Genomic DNA, 18,381 nt, shown 5'->3' with positions numbered 1-18,381 from the left:
GGAGGCCGGGCGTGCCGGGCGGTCACGCGGTCGGGAAGTCCATCAGCGCCACCGGCGACGAGGTCGGTTCGGCGGACCCGCCCGCGGGCTCGACCGTGATGCCCATCCCGGACGCCCGGTCCACCGGTCCGTCCAGCAGCACCGCGTCGTCGCTCGCCCTCGGGTCCATCAGACCGGCCGAACGCATCGTGCCCTCGTCGTTGAACCAGAGCTGGTAGACCTTGCCGCTCGGCGGCCGTTCCATACCCGAGGCCAGGAACACCGCACGGTTCTGGCTCTGCGAGACGACGACGGTGCCGCGCGCCCCGCCGGTCAGCTCGCCCGACGAGGTCTTCGCGTCCGGGGCCGAAAGCACCTGTGCCAGCCGCTCGTTCTGCCGCTGCGCCTGGTTCGCCTCCTGCCGCGCGTCCTGCGCCAGCCGGTTCTGCCAGACCGCGACCCCGCCGAAGGCGGCGGCCGCGGCGACACAGGCGGCGAGCGCGTAGGCGTACCACCGCTTGGCGCGACCGCCGCCACCGGTCCGCTCACGTCTGCCGTGCGTCGCCGGAGTCTCCTGCCGTACGGTCGTGATCTCCCGCAGCACCCTCGCGCGCAGCTCGCGCGGCGGGGTCTCGGCGACGGCGAGGCCGAGCCGGGCGGCGGTGGCCGACAGCTCCCGCACCTCCTGGGCGCACGCCTCGCAGTCCGCCAGATGCCGCTCGAACTCCTGCCGTTCGGAATCCGGCAGCGCGTGCAGGGCATAGGCCCCGGTCAGCGTGTGCAGCTCGGCCGTGCTCATGCGCTCACCCCCAGGCAGTCGCGCAGCCGGATGAGGCCGTCGCGCAGTCGTGTCTTGATGGTGCCGAGCGGAACGGCGAGGAGTTCGGAGACCTCACGGTAGGTCAGGCCCCGGTAGTAGGCCAGGGTCACCGACTCCCGCTGCAGCTCGGACAGGGTGCGCATGCAGCGCCGTACCTGTTCCCGCTCCAGCCGGGTCTCGACCTGTTCGGACACCTCGTCGAAGGCGGGCGTCCGGTCCAGCAGCGCCGCCTTGTGCTCCCGGGCGGCGGCGGACTGGGCCGAGCGGACCCGGTCGACGGCCCGGTGATGGGCCAGCGTCAGCACCCAGTTCATCGCGCTGCCCCGGGAGGCCTGGAAGCGGGGCGCGGTCCGCCACACCTCCACCAGGACCTCCTGGGCCACCTCCTCCGACTGGGCCGGATCGCGGAGCACACTGCGCACCAGGCCGAGCACGGGCCCGCTCACCGCGTCGTACACCGCGGCGAACGCGTCCTGGTCGCCTCGCGCGACCCGCACCAGGAGCTCCTGGAGATCGGGACCGGGCGAGGGCACCCCACTGATGTGTACGGCTTCCTTCACGCGGGTTCCTCCCGGGGCGATCGTCGATTCCGGCAGTGATTCGGAGCCGACGGCCGTACGGATTGGTCGGATGCGCGCGATCTTTCCAGACCGGGCCCCGGGAGGAGGCGCGACTCAGCCGGCGGGCGTCCCGCGCCGCCGCAGCCGGACGGCCCGGACGGCGAGGAAGATCAGCAGCCCGAACGGCGACAGCAGGATCGTCAGGACCAGCAGCGGCCCCATCAGCCACGGCGAGAGCCCCAGCTTCCGGCTCTGGAGATACATCCACTGCCCCAGCAGCAGATCCCAGGCGATCACCTGCGCCCAGATGGCGCCCGCTCCGCCGGCCAGCGCCGTCAGATCGCGGAAGGCGTCGATGTCCGGGCTGCTCACCGCCGTCCAGAGTTCCGGGAACACCGGTACGGCCAGGACGACGTAGACGGCGAGCACCGGCAGCACGGTCAGCGGCGAGGCGACGACGCGGGCGGTGCCGGACCAGGCCGGGGCGAAGATCATCAGCAGCCAGAAGGGTGCGGCCAGATAGAACGTGATCGCGAAGAGTGCGCCGGTCATGCGACGGGCTCCTTGTCGTCGTGGGCGGTGCGGACCGGGAGTTCGCCGGCTGCCGGGCGCAGTGCGGCCCAGGCGCCGCCCGCCACCGCGGCGAGGATCGCTCCGGCGGCGGCCAGTGTGATCCCGTCCGGGTGGATCAGCGGCTGGCCCCGGAGCGCCTGCCAGGTGATGAGCGCGACGAGCCCCGCGTAACCGGCTACGGCGACCCGGACGAGGCGCAGCCGCACCCCGGCGTCGCGCAGCGGGGCGAAGCGGGGCGCGAGCAGGACCAGCGCGATCAGCAGGAGCGGTATCAGCTGGAGGGCGTGCATGCCCACGAAGTGCGGGGCCCGCAGATCGCCGCCGGTCGTCGACCAGCCGGTCAGGGCCATGGCCGGGCCGCCGTCCGGTACGCCCACGGAGTGCGCGCCGATCGCATCGGAGGCGTCGAGATTCCCGACCGCCTGCTGGCTCTCGCTCGGCAGCGTCATCAGAAAACCGAGAGCCGCGCCGGCCAGGGCGATCAGCAGTCCGCCCCGGACGGCCAGGGCCTCCGCACGGTCGGCGATGCGGGTACGCAGCAGCAGGACGGCGATCACCAGGGTGGCCGCCCACAGGACGACGATGGTCATGCCCATCGTGTTCCACAGCGCCGAGTCGAAGGCGGTCGCGGTGTTGAAGTGGCTGCGCTTCCCCCGGACGACCTGCACGGTGATGATCACCATCTCGACCAGGCTCGTCAGCACGACCACGTGCCCCGCCCACCGGCCGATCCGCCGCCCGCGGGTGAGGAGCGTCAGCATCCAGGCCAGCGTCAGGCAGTACGCGACGAAGGACACGCTGAACTTGAACGGCTTCGCCCAGATCGGCGCCCCCACCAGAACCCGGTCGTCGACCACGAGGCCGACGGCGGAGACGACGGCGAGAGCGGCCATCGCGGCGGAGAAGACGACTAATGGGCGATGCCAGGAACGCCATGACGGCATGGGAGACCCCCTGTGGTGATGCGCGGCGGTGATGCGATCAATATGGATAGCCGCGCTGTCCGCTATCCGATAGGTGGACTATCTATGATGGGTGCGGTTTCTGGCAAGGGCGGAAGGACGAACACGCGGTGCGCATCGGTGAATTGAGTCGCAGGTCCGGGGTTCCGGTGCCGACGATCAAGTACTACCTACGGGAAGGCCTGCTGGCCGCAGGGGAGTTGACCAGCCCGAACCAGGCGCATTACGGGCCCGGGCACGAGCGCAGACTGCGGCTGATCCGGGCGCTGCTGGATGTCGGCGGCCTCTCGCTCGCCGCCATCGGCGAGGTCCTGGGAGCCATGGACGACCCCGAGCAGCCGGTGCACAAGGTGCTCGGCGTCGCGGCGGACGGCGTCACACCGACCGGCGGGGAGCAGGCGGGGCCCGAACTGGAGGAGGCGCGCGAGGAGGTGGCCGAGCTGCTGCGGCGGCGCGACTGGCAGGCCGACGAGCAGAGCCCCGCCGCCGAATCGCTGGCGCAGGTGCTGGCCGCGCTGCGCAGGGCCGGGCACGGCGCGTACATCGACCTGCTGGACGTCTACGCGGACGCCGCCGAGCCGGTCGCCCGCGCCGACCTCGACTACGTACAGCGGCGGGTGGCCCGTGAGGACCTGGTCGAGAGCGTCGTCGTGGGGACGGTCCTCGGCGAGGCGATGTTCGGCGCGCTGCGCAGGCTGGCGCACATCGACACGTCGTTCCGGCGCTTCGAGTCCCCGCAGTACCTCTCGGGCGACCGGGCGGCCCGCCCGGAGGGCGACGCTCCGCCGGAGGGCTGACACCCGCGCGCGGAACCCGTACGCGCGGACCCCGCCCGCCGCGGGGTGCGGCGGACGGGGTCCGGTGGTGCTGCTCGCCGGGCGGTCGCTCCGGGTGCGGCCGGCCCGGTGGGGCGGGCGGCCTCAGGCGGCGGTCGTGCCGCTCTCCTGCTCGCGCTCCACCTGCTCGTTCCACTCGCGCTTCACGGCGCGCCAGGCGTCGTCGTTCTGGCCGAGACGCCAGTAGCCCGAGATCGACAGCTGCGACAGCGGGATCTCCCGCTCCACACGCAGATACCGGCGGATCTCCTTCACGAAGCCCGCCTCCCCGTGCACGAAGGCCTGGACCCGGCCCGCGGGGAAGTCCAGCCCCTTCACGGCGGCCGTCAGCAGCTCGCCGACCGGCCGGTCGCCGCGGTGCAGCCAGGTCACGGCCACTCCGTCGGGCGTCACGATCTTCTGCTCCTCCGAGGCGTCCGGCACCTCGACGAAGGTGTGCACCACCGCGCCCGTCGGCATCTGCTCCAGCGCCGCGGCGACGGCTGGCAGCGCGCTCTCGTCGCCGACCAGCAGATGCCAGTCCGCCGAGGCGTCCGGTCCGTAACCGCCGCCGGGGCCGAGGAAGGTCACCTGCTCGCCGACCTGCGCCCGCTGCGCCCATGGCCCCGCGAGGCCCTCGTCACCGTGCACGACGAAGTCGACGGCCATCTCCCGGGCGACCGGGTCCCACGAACGCACCGTGTACGTCCGGGTGGTGGGCCACAGCTCGCGCGGGTACTCCTCGCGGATGGCGGCCATGTCGAACGGGTGCCCGTAGTCCGCGCCCTCGGGTGCGAAGCACAGTTTGATGTAGTGGTCGGTGAAGCCGGAGAGGGTGAAGTCCGCGAGCCCTTCGCCGCCGAGGACCACCCGCACCATGTGCGGGGTGATCTGCTCGGTGCGCACGACCTGCGCCCCCTGGGCCTTGGGTCCCTGCCGGGCCGGCCGCTCTGCCACGAGGTACTCCCTGGTTCGAAGACTTAGGTATACCTAAGCTAACACTTCGTCCGGCGTGTCAGCGCTGAAGGACGGTCAGCAGCCGCTGAAGCGCTCCGCCCAGCCCCCACTGCTCCGCCAGCGCCTCCAGCGCGGCCGGATCGTGCGGCTCGCGCGGCAGCGTCGCGTCGAAGTCCGGCAGCGGTACGTCCCCGGCCACCCGGACCACCTTCGGCGCGACGGCCACATAGGCGCGCGACTCGTCCAGCCGCTTGCGCTGCGACGGGGTCAGCTTCGCCTTCGGGTCGTCCACCGCCGCCATGATCCCGTCGAGGTCGCCGTACGCGTCCAGCAGCTTCGCCGCCGTCTTCTCGCCGATGCCGGGGACGCCCGGGAGCCCGTCGCTCGGGTCGCCGCGGAGCAGCGCCAGGTCGACGTAGCCCGCGCCGTCCACGCCGTACTTCTCGCGCAGCCACGCCTCGTCGGTCACCTGGAGCGTGCCGACGCCCTTGAGCGGGTAGAGCACGCGCACCCGGCGGGCGTCGTCGACCAGCTGATACAGGTCGCGGTCGCCGGTGACGATGTCCACCGGGCCCTTCGCGCGTGCGGTGAGCGTGCCGATGATGTCGTCCGCCTCGTACGGCGTGACGCCGACCCGGGCGATGCCGAGCGCCGCCAGCACGTCCTCGATGATCGGGACCTGCGGGGACAGGGTGTCGGGGACCTCCTCCTCGTCCGTCTGTCCGGCGGGCGTCTCCTCGGCGACCCGGTGCGCCTTGTACGTCGGGATCAGGTCGACCCGCCACTGCGGACGCCAGTCGTTGTCCCAGCAGGCGACCAGCTCGTCCGGCCGGTGGTCGAGCACCAGGCGGCCGATGAAGTCGAGGAGGCCGCGCACGGCGTTCACGGGCGTCCCGTCCGGCGCGCGCACCGAGTCGGGCACGCCGAAGTAGGCGCGAAAGTACAGGGAGGCGGTGTCGAGGAGCATCAGGCGTCGCGTCACAGACCCGATGATGCCCCACCGCGCCCACAGTCGCTCCGAGTAACCGCTTGCTTCCGCTTCGTCGCAGGTCAGTGACGTGGGTCACGGTCGTGTTTGGGTTGTGTAAGTGGGGGCAGGCGCGCCACCGGAGCGGACCACGTCGCATTTTCAACCAATGCATGTGCCACGCGGACAGAACCCGCACTGCTCCACGGTCTGCCGGAGGGGGTGGCAGACCGTTTTTCGGTTCAACGCGTGAGGTGTATGTGTCCAGGCTGCAAGCCGAGCACTTGTACAAAGTCTTCGGCAGACGACCCGATGAAGCCGTGCGGAAGCTCGAGAACGGCTCCGACCGCGACGCGTTGCGCGCCGACGGAACGACCGCCGCGGTGATCGACGCCTCGTTCACCGTGGAACCGGGCCAGATCTTCGTCGTCATGGGGTTGTCCGGCTCGGGCAAGTCCACCCTGCTCCGCATGTTGAACGGACTGCTGGAGCCGACCGCGGGCCGCGTGCTGTTCGACGGCCAGGACCTCACCGCCCTGAGCCCCCGCGACCTGCGGCACGTCCGCTCCACCAAGATCAGCATGGTGTTCCAGCACTTCGCGCTCTTCCCCCACCGGAGCGTCCTGGAGAACGCCGCGTACGGCCTGGAGGTGCAGGGCGTCTCGCGCGAGGAGCGCGAGGTGCGCGCCGCCGAGGCGCTGCGGCTCACCGGCCTCGAAGGCTGGGAGAAGTCCTGGCCCGACGAGCTGTCCGGCGGTATGCAGCAGCGCGTGGGCCTCGCCCGCGCCCTGGCCACCGACGCCGACCTGCTGCTCATGGACGAGTCCTTCAGCGCGCTCGACCCGCTGATCCGCCGTGACATGCAGGACCAGCTCCTGGAGCTCCAGAAGCGGCTGAAGAAGACCATCGTCTTCATCACCCACGACCTCAACGAGGCCATGCGCCTCGGCGACCGGATCGCCGTGATGCGCGACGGGGAGATCGTCCAGCTCGGCACCGCCGAGGACATCCTCGTCACCCCGGCCAACGACTACGTCGCCTCCTTCACCCAGGACGTCGACCGCTCCCGGGTGCTCACCGCGAGCGCGATCATGGCCGAGCCGCACACCGTGATGGGCAGCAAGGCCGCGGACGGCAAGGAACTGCGCACCCCGCAGGACGTGCTCGCCGCCGCCCCCGCCACGGTCTCCGAGGCCACGCCGATCATCGACCTGTTCACACCCTGCTCGCAGAGCACGAACCCGGTCGCCGTGACCGACGCCAAGGGCAAGCTCGTCGGCGTCGTCCCCGGCTCCCGGCTGCTCGCCGTCCTCGGCGAGCCGATGACCCCGGCCGAGGCCCCCCGCGACACCGAGCCCGCAGCCGCGGCCGGCGCCGACGTGAAGAAGGTGGCCGGTGTTTAGGCTTCCCCTCGGCGAATGGGTCGACTCCGCGGTCGACTGGCTGCAGACCCATCTCGCCTGGCTCTTCGACGCCATCAGCTCGCTCGTCAGCGGCATGTTCGACGGCATAGCCGCCGTCCTGTCCGCCCCCGCGCCGCTGCTCTTCGCGGGCATCGTCGCCGTCATCGCCTGGTGGCTGCGCGGCCTGCCCGCGGCCCTGCTCACCTTCGTCGGATTCGCCCTCATCGATTCCGTCGAGCTGTGGGACGAGGCGATGGACACCCTCACCCTGGTGCTCGTCGCGACGCTGGTCACCCTGGTCATCGCCGTACCGCTGGGCATCTGGGCCTCCCGGTCCCGGACGGTCAGCGCGATCACCCGGCCGGTCCTGGACTTCATGCAGACCATGCCCGCCATGGTCTATCTGATCCCCGGCGTCATCTTCTTCGGCGTCGGCGTGGTCCCCGGCATCATCGCCACCATCATCTTCGCGCTGCCCCCGGGCGTCCGGATGACCGAACTCGGCATCCGCCAGGTCGACGGCGAACTCGTCGAGGCGGCCGAGGCCTTCGGCACCACCTCGCGCAACACTCTGCTGCGCGTCCAGCTGCCGCTCGCCCTGCCCACGATCATGGCCGGAATCAACCAGGTCATCATGCTCGGCCTCTCCATGGTCGTCATCGCGGGCATGGTCGGCGGCGGCGGCCTCGGCGGCTCCGTCTACCGCGCCATCGGCAACGTCGACGTCGGCCTCGGCTTCGAGGCGGGCATCTCCATCGTCATCCTCGCCATGTACCTGGACCGGATGACCGGCGCGCTCGGCACCGAGGTCTCCCCGCTGGGCCGCCGCGCGGTCGCCAAGGCGCAGGCCATGGCCGAGGGCTGGAAGATCTGGACCTACCGCCCGCAGCCCCGCATCGCGGCCGTCGGCATCGTCGTCCTCGCGCTCGTCGCGGGCAGCATGAGCCTCTTCGGGGGCGGCTCCAAGGACGACACCGCGGGCAAGAACGCGCGGATCGGCGACGGCAAGAAGATCAGCATCGGCTACATCCCGTGGGACGAGGGCATCGCCTCCACCTTCCTCTGGAAGGAGATGCTGGAGCAGCGCGGCTTCGAGGTCGACGTCAAGCAGTACGAGGCCGGCGCGCTGTACACCGGTATGGCCAACGGGCAGATCGACTTCCAGACCGACTCCTGGCTGCCGGTCACCCACGCCAGCTACTGGAAGAAGTACCAGGACGACCTGGAGGACATGGGCTCCTGGTTCGGCCCCACCTCGCTGGAGCTGGCCGTCCCGTCCTACATGAAGGACGTCACGTCCATGGAGGACCTGAAGGGCCGGGCCTCCGAGTTCAAGGGCCGCATCGTCGGCATCGAGCCGAGCGCCGGCGAGACCGCGCTGCTCAAGGACAAGCTCCTGCCGGGCTACGGCCTCGACAAGGAGTACAAGCTCATCGACGGCTCCACGCCGTCCATGCTGGCCGAGCTGAAGCGCGCGTACGCCAAGAAGGAACCGATCGTCGTTCCGCTCTGGTCGCCGCACTGGGCCTACAACCAGTACGACCTCACCAAGCTCAAGGACCCCAAGGGTCTCTGGGGCAAGGGCGACGGCATCCACACCCTGGCGCGCAAGGGCTTCTCCCAGGAGAACCCCGAGGTCGGCACCTGGCTGAAGAACTTCAAGATGACCGAGGACCAGCTCACCAGCCTGGAAGCCGAGATCCAGAAGTCCGGCTCGGGCAAGGAGCAGGAAGCCGTCCGCACCTGGCTGAAGGCCAACCCGGGCGTCGCCGACAAGTGGTCCCCGGTCCCGAAGGACGCCAAGGCCGACGGCGGCAAGGACGAGCGCGACCGCGCGCTGGAGGTCGCCTGGTTCCCCTGGGAGGAGGACATCGCCGCCACGTACCTGTGGAAGGCGGTCCTGGAGGAGCGCGGCTACAAGATCAACCTCAAGCAGTTCGAGGTCGGCCCGATGTACGCGGCGATGTCGCGCGGCCAGATCGACGTGCAGTTCGACGGCTGGCTCCCGTACACCCAGAAGAATTACTGGGACAAGTACGGCGACAAGCTGACGGACATCGGCTCCTGGTACGGGCCCACCTCCATCGAGGTGGCCGTCCCCGACTACGTCAAGGACGTCAAGACCCTCGACGACCTCAAGGGCAAGGGCTCCGACTTCAAGGGCCGGATCGTCGGCATCGAGCCCGGCACCGCCACCATGGAGAACCTCAAGACGAACGTGCTGCCGAGTTACGGCCTGGACAAGGAGTACGAGGTCCTTGACTCCTCCACGCCCGGCATGCTCGCCGAGCTGAAGCGCGCGTACGCCAAGAAGGAGCCCATCGCGGTCCTGCTGTGGACCCCGCACTGGGCGTACAACGAGTACGGCATGACCAAGCTGAAGGACCCGAAGAAGGCGTTCGGTGACGGCGACCGGCTGCACACCATCGCCTCCAAGGAGTTCCCGAAGCAGTACCCGCAGCTCACGAAGTGGTTCAAGGACTTCAAGCTCACCGAGGAGCAGCTCGGCGGACTGGAGAACGAGATCCAGAAGCGCGGCGCGGGTCACGAGGAGGAAGCCGTGAAGGCCTGGATGGACGAGAACCCGGGCATCGCGGACACCATGGCACCCCAGTAGGGGCTCCACGGGCACGAAAGCACAGGTCGAAAGGGGTGGCCCCCGCCGTCGGGCGGGGCCACCCCTTCCGGCTGCCCGGAGGTCGTTTACCGGACGTCGTGCGCAACCATGTGCGTAAGGTGCTGGCAACCGGGAGGATGGCGGGGGCGGGAGGGAGCTGGGACATGGACGACAAGGACACACCGCGGGTGGGCGCCGCCGTCCGCCGACGGCGCAGAACCCTGGGGCTCACCCTGGCCGCGGTCGCCGAGCGCAGCGGCCTCTCCGTGCCCTTCCTCAGCCAGATCGAGAACGAACGGGCCCGCCCCAGCGCCCGCTCCCTCGACCGGGTCGCCGAAGCGCTGGAGACCACCACCAAGAAGCTCCACGCCGCCGCCGACTCCGCGCGCGCCGTGGACGTCGTCCGGGCCGAGGAGGGCGAGGGCGTACGCCGGCTGGTGCGCGGCCGGCATCAGCTCAGCGCCCTGGAGTTCACCGGCGAGCCGGACCTCGGGCGCGAGTTCCAGCACCGCAACGACGAACTGATGTACGTCGTCGCGGGCGCGGTCGACGTCGAGGCCGAGGGCCAGGTGCACCGGCTGGAGAGCGGCGACACCCTGTTCCTCTCCGGCGGGGTCCGCCACCGCTGGCGCGCCACCGTGCCCGCCACCCGGCTGCTCGTCGTCTCGGTGGCCGAACACATCGACGCCACCTTCGACTCGCGCCGCTGAACGCCTGGAGTGCCCGTGCGCGTCGTCTCCCTGGTCCCCTCGCTCACCGAGGCCGTCGCCGCCACCGCGCCCGGACTGCTCGTCGGCGTCACCGACTGGTGCACCCACCCGGCGGACCTCGCCGCCGCCCGGATCGGCGGCACCAAGAACCCGGACGTGGCCGCGATCACCGCCCTCGCCCCCGACCTCGTGATCGCCAACGAGGAGGAGAACCGCGCCCCCGACCTCGCCGCGCTCCGGGCCGCCGGCATCGACGTCCTGGTCACCGAGGTCCGCACCCTGGACCAGGCCTTCGCCGAGCTCCACCGCGTCCTCGTCGACTGCTGCGGGCTCACCCGGCCCCGCTGGCTGGACGAGGCCGAGGCCGCCTGGGCCGCCCTGCCCGCGCCCGCCGGAAGCCCGCGCCCCGCCGCCGTACCGATCTGGCGCCGGCCCTGGATGGTGCTCGGCCGCGACACCTTCGCCGGGGACCTCCTCGCCCGCCTCGGCGTCCGCAACGTGTACGCAGACCACCCCGAGCGCTACCCGCGCGTCCCCGTCGACGAGCTGAACGCCTCCGGGGCCGAGCTGATCGTGCTGCCCGACGAGCCCTACCGCTTCACCGCGGACGACGGGCCCGAGGCCTTCCCCGCCCTGCCCGCCGCACTCGTCGACGGGCGGCTGCTCACCTGGTACGGGCCGTCGCTGACCGAGGCGGCACGGGCGCTGCCGTCAGCGCTCCGCTGACCACCCCGAGCGCCGTCCGCGCCCCGGCCGCCGCCCACGCCACCACCAGGAACACGTACAGAGCCACCGCCAGCCAGGTCAGAGCGTCCAGACCGGTGTGCCGCGCCAGACCCGCCGCGCCCGTCACACACGTACCGACGGGGAAGGTGAACGCCCACCACGTCATCGCGAACCCCATCCCGTGCCGCGCGGCCCGCACCACCATCGCGGCCGCCAGCGCCAGCCACAGCAGCGCGAAACCCATCACCGGCACCCCGTACAGCACGGCGAACGCGCCGAACGCGGAGGCGTAAGGAGCCCCGACCGCCCCCGGGGCGCCATCGGCCAGCTGGTTCACGGCGGTCGTCGACTGCCCGAGCGGCCCCAGCACCAGAAACAGCGTCGGGGTCAGCGCGAGCGGCAGCGGACCGTGGTGGACCAGCCGCGAGAAGACCAGCGGCAGCACCACCAGGGTGGCCAGCAACGACAGACCGAACATCGCGTAGCAGGCGAGCAGCAGCGCCTCACGCCCCTGCCCGGCCCCCAGGTGCGGCACCAGCAGCGCGCCCTGCGAGGCGGACACCATCGGCGCGACCAGCGGCAGCAGCCAGACCGGCGACGCGGTCCCGGGCGCGGGGCGGTGGCGGACGACCATCAGATACGGCACCACCACGGCCGCGACCAGACCCACCGCCGTACCCGCCACGAACAGCACCACGTCCACCGCGAGCGCCGCCCGCGCACCCACCACGTCCACGCCCACCGTCAGCGTGGCCCCGCCGACGGCCATCAGAGCCATCGACAGACAGCCGTAGAACGGGGCGACGGCCGGGTCCAGCAGATGGGTACGGGCCTGGTCTCGATGGCAGAGCCAGTGCCCGGCCCGCGCGGTGAGCACGGCCACCAGCAGCACGGCCGACAGCGCCCACACGACGGTGCACGCGGCGCGCAGACCCGGAACGTCCACCGGCAGCACCGCGCCGGCGCTCGCGACGATCGCGGTGCCCATGACGCTCGCGTACCAGTTCGGGCCGATGTGCCGCAGGGACGGCAGCCGCCGTACGCCCGGCCGGTCGTCCGCCCCCCGCGGGGGAAGAGCGACGGGAAGGGGCGGTACGGCGGTCCGGGTCTGCGGAAAGATGGCCATGCCACGATTCTTGGCGGCGGGGCCACCGCCCACCAGGGACCCCGTTCCTATGAGGTCATAAGCTGGCTTGATGACCGGCGACGACGTGCACACACCCCGCATCCCCCTCGCGCACCGGGTCCCCGACCTGGGGGCGCTGGAGCTGCTGCTCGCCGTCGCCCGGCACGGCAGCCTCGGCCGGGCCGCCAAGGACGTCGGCATCACCCAGCCCGCCGCCTCCAGCCGCGTCCGGTCCATGGAACGACAGCTCGGCGTCGCCCTGCTGGACCGCTCCCCGCGCGGCTCCCGGCTCACCGACGCGGGAGCGCTGGTCACCGACTGGGCGCGCCGGGTCGTCGAGGCGGCCGAGGCCTTCGACGCGGGCACCCAGGCGCTGCGCGACCGCCGCGACTCCCGGCTGCGGGTCGCCGCCAGCATGACGATCGCCGAATACCTGCTGCCGGGCTGGCTGATCGCCCTGCGCGCCGAACGGCCGGACACCGCGGTCTCGCTGCTCGTCGGCAACTCCGCCGCCGTCGCCCGCCGACTGGTCACCGGCGAGGCCGACCTCGGCTTCGTCGAGGGCCTGTCGATACCGGAAGGCCTCGACGGCACCGTCATCGCCCACGACCGCCTCGTCGTCGTGGTCGCCCCCGGCCACCCCTGGGCCCGCCGCCGCACCCCGCTGCTGCCCGGCGAACTCGCCGCCACCCCGCTGATCCTGCGCGAACACGGCTCCGGCACCCGCCAGGTCCTGGACGCCGCGCTCGCCGTGCACGGCGGACTGGCCCAGCCCCTGCTGGAGCTCTCCTCCACCACGGCGGCCAAGGGCGCGGCGGAGAGCGGCGCGGGCCCCTGCGTCCTGAGCGAACTCGCCCTCGGCGAGGAGCTGTCCTCCCGCCGCCTCGTCAAGGTCCCCGTCGCGGGCGTACGGCTGCGCCGCCAGTTGCGCGCCGTCTGGCCCGGCGGCCACCGCCCCACCGGCCCGGCCCGCGATCTGCTGTCCCTGACCGGCCGGGACGCCTGACCCGGAGAAGGCCGGGAACCCCCGCGACCGGGCCGGAGCCGGACTCTAGAGTGTGGGCATGAGCTACGCGACGCCGCCCGGCTGGTATCCGGACACGGGCGCACCCGGCACCGAGCGCTGGTGGGACGGCACGGCCTGGACCGCGCACACCCGCCCGCTCGCCGCCCCCGCCGCCCCGGAGGGCTTCGGCCCGCCGTCGCTTCCGCTCCCGCACCAGCGCGACCCGCACGACGGATCCGGCGGCGGCAGCCGTACGAAGGTCCTGGCGATCACGCTCTCCGGGGTGCTGGTCCTCGGCGCGGCCGTCACCGGCGCGATCCTGCTGGGCCGCGACGACAGCGGTACGCCCGCGGCCCCGACGACGACCACCTCGACCCCGGCCCCCGTCACCAGCCCCACCGCCACCGCCACGACCTCCGCCGAGCCCGAGCCGGACGCGGACCCGTCCGTCCTCGTCGACCAGCTCAACGGGGTCACGCTGCCGGTGCCCGAGGGCTGGGAGAAGCCGGAGAGCACCACCGAGGACGTCCCCACCCTCCGCACCGAACAGTCCTACGACTGCCCCGGAGCCGCCTCGTTCTGCTACCACGGCACGGTCACCACCCATACGGCCAGGAGCGCGGAGACCGACCCCAAGGCCCTGGCCGAGGCCGACATCGTCACCGCGGCCGACAAGGCCTACGAGGAGGACGCCATCGGCCGCCGCCTCCACGGCGGCATCACCTCCCACAAGGTGCTCAGGGCGCAGGAGCTGTCCGTCGCCGGCCGCACCGGCTATCTGGTGCGCTGGCAGGTCACCACCGGCAAGGGGCCCGGCGGATACGTGCAGTCCGTCGTCTTCCCCTCGTCGGTGGGCGCCGAGATCCCGGTGATCGTCCGGTTCGCCTTCGACGCCGGGGTCGACGACCTGCCGCTCTCGCTGATGGACACGATCACCAAGGGCATCCGTCCGCTCGGCGACAGCGCGACGAGCGGCGGCGTGGGCGCATCCGTCGGCCCCTGACCGCCGCCGGGGCCGCCGGGGGAGCGGCGGTCAGAGGAAGGTCTGCCCCTCGCCCCGGTACGTCGGAACGCTCGCCGTGACCCGGTCGCCCTCGATCAGGTGCAGCGCGTCGAAGCGCTCGCACAGCTCCCCGGCCTTGGCGTGCCGGAACCAGACCTTGTCGCCGATCAGCAGGTCGTCGGCGGGCGAGCCCAGCAGCGGCGTCTGCACCTCGCCCGCGCCCTCCTGCACGTCGTAGCGCAGTCCCTCCGGCAGATACGGCACCGGCGAGCGGTCCGCACCGGCCGCGCCGGACGCCGGATAGCCGCCCCCGAGCACCGTCACCACGCCCACGCCGGGCCGGCGCACCACGGGCTGGGCGAACAGGGCGGCCGGGCGGCCGGTGAACGACGTGTAGTTGTCGAACAGCCGGGGCACGTACAGCCCCGAACCGGCCGCGATCTCCGTCACCGCGGCCTCGGCGGCGGTGTGCTGCACACTGCCGGTGCCACCGCCGTTCACGAACTCCAGATCCGGCACGACCGCCCGGACGGCCCGCACGACCTCGGCCCGGCGCACCGCCAGCTCCTTGCGGGCGGCCGACTGCATCAGCCGGATCGCCCGGGACCGCAGCGGCCGCCCCGCCAGCGCGTCGCCGACCCCGGCGACATGCCCCTCGTACGCCATCAGCCCCACCAGCCGGAAGCCCGGCCTGCGGGCCACCGAACGGGCCAGCTCGGCGAGTTGCGCGGGGGAGCGGAGCGGCGAGCGCAGCGCCCCGATCCGCACCCGGCCGCCCAGCATCCGCAGCGAGGTGTCCAGCTCCAGGCAGACCCGGATCTCCTCCTGCCCGCCCGCCCGGGAGGCGTCGATCAGCTCCAGCTGGGCGTGGTCGTCGACCATCACGGTCACGGCCCCGGCCAGCTTCGGATCGGCGGCCAGCTCGGCGAACGCGCTCCGGTCGGCCGACGGATAGGCGAGCAGTACGTCGTCGAACCCGGCCCGGGCCAGCCACAGCGACTCCGCCAGCGTGTACGACATGATCCCGGCGAACCCGGGCCGCGCGAGCACCCGCTCCAGCAGCGCCCGGCACCGCACGGACTTACTGGCCACCCGGATGGGCTTCCCGCCCGCCCGCCGCACCAGGTCGTCGGCGTTGGCGTCGAACGCGTCCAGATCGACGATCGCGATCGGGGCGTCGAGATGGGCGGTGGCCCGGTTGTACCGGGTCCGGTCAGCGGCACGGGCAGTCATGGCCGCAGCTTGCCAGAGAGCCGCTACGGCTGGGTAGGGGGACGGGACGATCAGGACAGATCCTCCGCCGACCGGGGCATCCTGTTCCCCGCCGCCCGCCCGCAGCCCGTAGAGTGACCTGCACGCGAGCACCAACGGGCCTGTCAGCGGCGGTGATCCGTGGTCGGTACGAGGACGTGTGAGCAGGGGGCCGGATGAGTACCGAAGCACAGCCCGCCCCTGTGCCGCCCCGCCCGACAACCCCTCCGACGGCCCCACCCGCGCCCTCTCCGAACGCCTCCGTCCCCGCGCCCGCGGCCCCCGCTTCGGCACCTCCGGCGCAGCACGCGTCAGCACCGGCCTCCGCGCCTGCGGGGCGCGCTTCGGCACCGGCGACGCCCGCCTCTGCGTCTCCGGCCCCCGCGACCGCGCCCCCGACCCGCCCGGCGGCCACGGCCCCGCGGGGCGCGGCCGTTCCGTCGGCCCCCTCACCGGCTCCAGCCCCGGCCCGGCAGACCCCGCCGGCTCCGCAGGGCTCGCCGACCCGTCCGGGAGCTTCGGCTGCTTCCGCCCCGGGCGCCGTGCAGGCCCCACAGGCCTCACCGTCCCGCCCGGCCCAGCAGGCCCCTCCGGCCCGTTCCGCCGCCCCGGCCCCGCAGGGCCCGCCGGCCCACTTCACCCTGCAGGCCAGGACCGCCCCGTCGGCCCCGCGAGCCCCGCAGGCCCCACCGGCAACCTCCGCCCCGCAGGCCCCGCCCGGACTGCGGCCCATGCCCGCAGCCGCACCCGTACCGCCACCCACAAGCCCCGCACACCCAGCGCCGCCCACCGCGAGTCCGACGCCGCCCGTCACCCGGCGCAGGCCCGTCGGGGCCGTCGACCTGACGCCCGCGCCGGGAGCCGTTCCGCCGCCCCCCGGCGGCTACCGGGCGCCGGTCCGCTACGGCTGTCCGGAGACGCCCGCCGAGACCACCACCCGGCTGCGGCCGGTCCGGCCCCGGCAGCGGTGGCGTACCGTCACGGCCGCCGCCTGCGTCGTGCTCGGGCTCGGGCTGATCGGCGGGGCGGCCACCGGGGCCTGGCTGACCGGCGACTCCTCGGCCGAGACCACCCGGAACCCGTACACCGCCGCCCGCGACGCCTGGCACAGCGTCCCCGTCGACACGCTGTTCCCGCGCACCCTCCAGGGCAGGGGCGCGGGCCCCGGCTCCACCCACCGCACCTGGACCCGGCTCGCCGTCGCCGCCGACAGCACCTGCACCGCCGGACTCGACCCGCTGCTCCTGACCACGCTCCGGTCCGTCGGCTGCGAACGGCTGGTGCGCGCCACCTACACCGACGCCACCCGCTCCGCCGTCACCACCGTGTCCCTGGTCTTCACCGAGGCCGACGCGCCGGGCATGCAGGCCCTGCGCACCCGGTTCACCGAGCAGAAGCTCGGCGCGCGCAAGGACCTCATGCCGCGTACGTACGCCCCCGAGGGCACCCCCGCGGCCGCCTTCGGCGACCAGCAGCGCGCCAGCTGGACGGTCAACCCGCTCACCGAGATCCCGGTCGTCGTCCTCGCCGTCTCCGGCTTCGCGGACGGCCGCCCCGTCGCCGAACCGCAGCCCGCCCCCGACGCCATGGCGCCGGGCGCGACGACGGACGTCGCCCAGGCCGGGCTCGGCCACGAGGCGAAGGGCATCGCGGACCGGGTGGAGCGCGGACTGCGCACAGCCGTCGCCGAACTCACGGAGCGGCCCGGATGACCCGACGACCCCACCGCGTCCTCGCCGCGGTCTGCGCCGCCGCCGTCCTGGTCCTCACCCCCGCCGCACCGGCCCGGGCGGACGCCATCCGCGACCAGCAGTGGGCCCTGAAGGCCCTGCACACGGACCGGGCCTGGCAGACCACCCGGGGCCAGGGCGTCACCGTCGCCGTCCTGGACACCGGGGTCGACGACGCCCACCCCGACCTCACGGGCCAGGTGCTCCCCGGCAAGGACCTCGTGGGCTTCGGCGCGGCCCGGGGCGACTCCTCCTGGGCCCTGCACGGCACCGCGATGGCCGGCATCATCGCCGGACGCGGCAACGGCCCCGGCCGCACCGACGGCATCCTCGGCATCGCCCCCGAGGCCCGGATCCTGCCGGTCCGGGTGATCCTGGAGTCCAAGGACCCGGCCCGCGCCAAGGCCCGCAAGTCGCGCGGAACCGCCCTCGCCGACGGCATCCGCTGGGCCGCCGACAACGGCGCGGACGTCATCAACCTCTCGCTCGGCGACGACAGCAAGTCCGCCCACCCCGACCCCGGCGAGGACGAGGCCATCCAGTACGCCCTGTCCAAGGGCATCCCCGTGGTCGCATCGGCGGGCAACGGCGGCGAGAAGGGGGACCGGATCTCCTACCCCGCCGCGTACCCCGGAGTGATCGCGGTCGCCGCCGTCGACGAGTACGGCACCCACGCCTCGTTCTCCACCCGCCGCTGGTACGCTACCGTCAGCGCCCCCGGCGTCGACATCGTGGTCGCCAACCCGGACGGGCACTACTACATCGAGTGGGGCACCTCGGCCGCCGCCGCGTTCGTCTCCGGCGCGGTCGCCCTGGTCCGTGCCGCCCACCCCGGTCTCGGCCCGGCCCAGATCAAGAAGCTGCTCGCCGACACCGCCCGCGACGCCCCCGCCCAGGGCCGCGACGACGCCCGCGGCTACGGCATCGTCGACCCGGCGGAGGCCATCGAGGCGGGCTCCCGGCTGCGCCCGGCCGCCGCGGGCGACCTGGACGCCAAGGCCGCCCCGGCCGGACATCGCGGGCGGTACTTCGGCGACGGCCCGGACCCGGCGCCGGTCGCCGACGGAACGGTCAACTGGGCGGCTCCGCTCGCCGGCGGCCTCGGCGCGGTGCTGCTGGCGGCCGCCGTCGTCCTGTGGCGCGGCCGGAACGCCTCCGGCCGCCGCTGAGCCCGGC

At 73.1% G+C, this 18,381-nt stretch carries 17 protein-coding genes; 9 read left to right on the top strand and 8 right to left on the bottom strand.

Features of this window, described 5'->3' with window-relative positions; all coding sequences use genetic code 11:
* Positions 1-22: 22 nt before the first annotated feature.
* The 4 genes from KV381_RS05765 to KV381_RS05750 form a co-directional block, all read right to left on the bottom strand.
* Positions 23-778: an anti-sigma factor domain-containing protein gene (locus tag KV381_RS05765; protein ID WP_193464085.1), complete on the bottom strand. Its 756-nt coding sequence runs from the start codon at positions 776-778 to the stop codon at positions 23-25.
* Positions 775-1,359 (bottom strand): sigma-70 family RNA polymerase sigma factor, encoded by a 585-nt coding sequence (locus tag KV381_RS05760; RefSeq protein WP_030632341.1) that lies wholly within the window; start codon positions 1,357-1,359, stop codon positions 775-777. Before KV381_RS05760 ends, KV381_RS05765 begins: the two co-directional genes overlap by 4 nt.
* A 114-nt stretch (positions 1,360-1,473) precedes the next feature.
* Positions 1,474-1,911, bottom strand: coding sequence for an ABA4-like family protein (locus tag KV381_RS05755; protein ID WP_030632338.1), 438 nt, complete (start codon positions 1,909-1,911; stop codon positions 1,474-1,476).
* A complete protein-coding gene (locus KV381_RS05750; RefSeq protein WP_218784784.1) occupies positions 1,908-2,825 on the bottom strand; it encodes a hypothetical protein in 918 nt (305 codons plus the stop codon). The genes KV381_RS05755 and KV381_RS05750 overlap by 4 nt, the downstream gene beginning before the upstream one ends.
* Positions 2,826-3,043: 218 nt before the next feature.
* Here KV381_RS05750 and KV381_RS05745 point away from each other — a divergent pair, with 218 nt between their 5' ends.
* Positions 3,044-3,691, top strand: coding sequence for a MerR family transcriptional regulator (locus KV381_RS05745; RefSeq protein ID WP_230543910.1), 648 nt, complete (start codon positions 3,044-3,046; stop codon positions 3,689-3,691).
* Positions 3,692-3,814: 123 nt separating this feature from the next.
* Here the strand turns inward: KV381_RS05745 and KV381_RS05740 are convergent, their stop codons facing one another.
* On the bottom strand, positions 3,815-4,666 hold the full coding sequence (locus tag KV381_RS05740) for a siderophore-interacting protein (protein WP_086779544.1): 852 nt from the start codon (positions 4,664-4,666) through the stop codon (positions 3,815-3,817).
* Positions 4,667-4,724: 58 nt separating this feature from the next.
* Positions 4,725-5,633 carry a 5'-3' exonuclease gene (locus KV381_RS05735; RefSeq protein ID WP_086779543.1) on the bottom strand — a complete coding sequence of 303 codons (909 nt, stop codon included), beginning with the start codon at positions 5,631-5,633 and terminating at the stop codon, positions 4,725-4,727.
* A gap of 320 nt (positions 5,634-5,953) precedes the next feature.
* On the opposite strand from KV381_RS05735, the gene KV381_RS05730 reads away from it, so the two are divergent.
* From KV381_RS05730 to KV381_RS05715, 4 genes are all read left to right on the top strand, one after another.
* Positions 5,954-7,036, top strand: coding sequence for a glycine betaine/L-proline ABC transporter ATP-binding protein (locus KV381_RS05730; RefSeq protein ID WP_030088307.1), 1,083 nt, complete (start codon positions 5,954-5,956; stop codon positions 7,034-7,036).
* Positions 7,029-9,653 carry an ABC transporter permease/substrate binding protein gene (locus tag KV381_RS05725; protein WP_030088309.1) on the top strand — a complete coding sequence of 875 codons (2,625 nt, stop codon included), beginning with the start codon at positions 7,029-7,031 and terminating at the stop codon, positions 9,651-9,653. The genes KV381_RS05730 and KV381_RS05725 overlap by 8 nt, the downstream gene beginning before the upstream one ends.
* A gap of 164 nt (positions 9,654-9,817) precedes the next feature.
* Entirely contained in the window at positions 9,818-10,363 is a 546-nt protein-coding gene (locus KV381_RS05720) for a helix-turn-helix domain-containing protein (protein ID WP_030088311.1), read from the top strand.
* A 15-nt stretch (positions 10,364-10,378) separates the two neighbouring features.
* A complete protein-coding gene (locus KV381_RS05715; protein ID WP_030088313.1) occupies positions 10,379-11,089 on the top strand; it encodes a helical backbone metal receptor in 711 nt (236 codons plus the stop codon).
* Here the strand turns inward: KV381_RS05715 and KV381_RS05710 are convergent.
* Complete coding sequence (locus KV381_RS05710; RefSeq protein ID WP_218784782.1) at positions 11,028-12,215, bottom strand: TDT family transporter; 1,188 nt, start codon at positions 12,213-12,215, stop codon at positions 11,028-11,030. The two genes, KV381_RS05715 and KV381_RS05710, sit on opposite strands and share 62 nt — an antisense overlap.
* A gap of 70 nt (positions 12,216-12,285) precedes the next feature.
* Between KV381_RS05710 and KV381_RS05705 the strand changes: the two genes are divergently transcribed.
* Both KV381_RS05705 and KV381_RS05700 read left to right on the top strand, forming a co-directional pair.
* Positions 12,286-13,221, top strand: a complete 936-nt coding sequence (locus KV381_RS05705; RefSeq protein WP_103537439.1) for a LysR family transcriptional regulator — start codon at positions 12,286-12,288, stop codon at positions 13,219-13,221.
* A gap of 58 nt (positions 13,222-13,279) precedes the next feature.
* Entirely contained in the window at positions 13,280-14,224 is a 945-nt protein-coding gene (locus tag KV381_RS05700; RefSeq protein ID WP_193464082.1) for a DUF2510 domain-containing protein, read from the top strand.
* A gap of 30 nt (positions 14,225-14,254) precedes the next feature.
* Here KV381_RS05700 and KV381_RS05695 read toward each other — a convergent pair whose 3' ends face one another.
* Positions 14,255-15,457: an amino acid deaminase/aldolase gene (locus KV381_RS05695; RefSeq protein ID WP_103537441.1), complete on the bottom strand. Its 1,203-nt coding sequence runs from the start codon at positions 15,455-15,457 to the stop codon at positions 14,255-14,257.
* A 749-nt stretch (positions 15,458-16,206) separates the two neighbouring features.
* On the opposite strand from KV381_RS05695, the gene KV381_RS05690 reads away from it, so the two are divergent.
* Both KV381_RS05690 and mycP read left to right on the top strand, forming a co-directional pair.
* Entirely contained in the window at positions 16,207-17,187 is a 981-nt protein-coding gene (locus KV381_RS05690; protein WP_256995018.1) for a hypothetical protein, read from the top strand.
* On the top strand, positions 17,184-18,374 hold the full coding sequence (mycP, locus tag KV381_RS05685) for a type VII secretion-associated serine protease mycosin (protein WP_030088322.1): 1,191 nt from the start codon (positions 17,184-17,186) through the stop codon (positions 18,372-18,374). The genes KV381_RS05690 and mycP overlap by 4 nt, the downstream gene beginning before the upstream one ends.
* Positions 18,375-18,381: the final 7 nt, after the last annotated feature.

It is taken from the genome of Streptomyces sp. WY228, from assembly GCF_019287315.1.
Lineage (GTDB): Bacteria > Actinomycetota > Actinomycetes > Streptomycetales > Streptomycetaceae > Streptomyces > Streptomyces caviscabies.
Note: the sequence above shows the minus strand (reverse complement) of the source record. Positions and strands in the feature narration are given on the sequence as shown.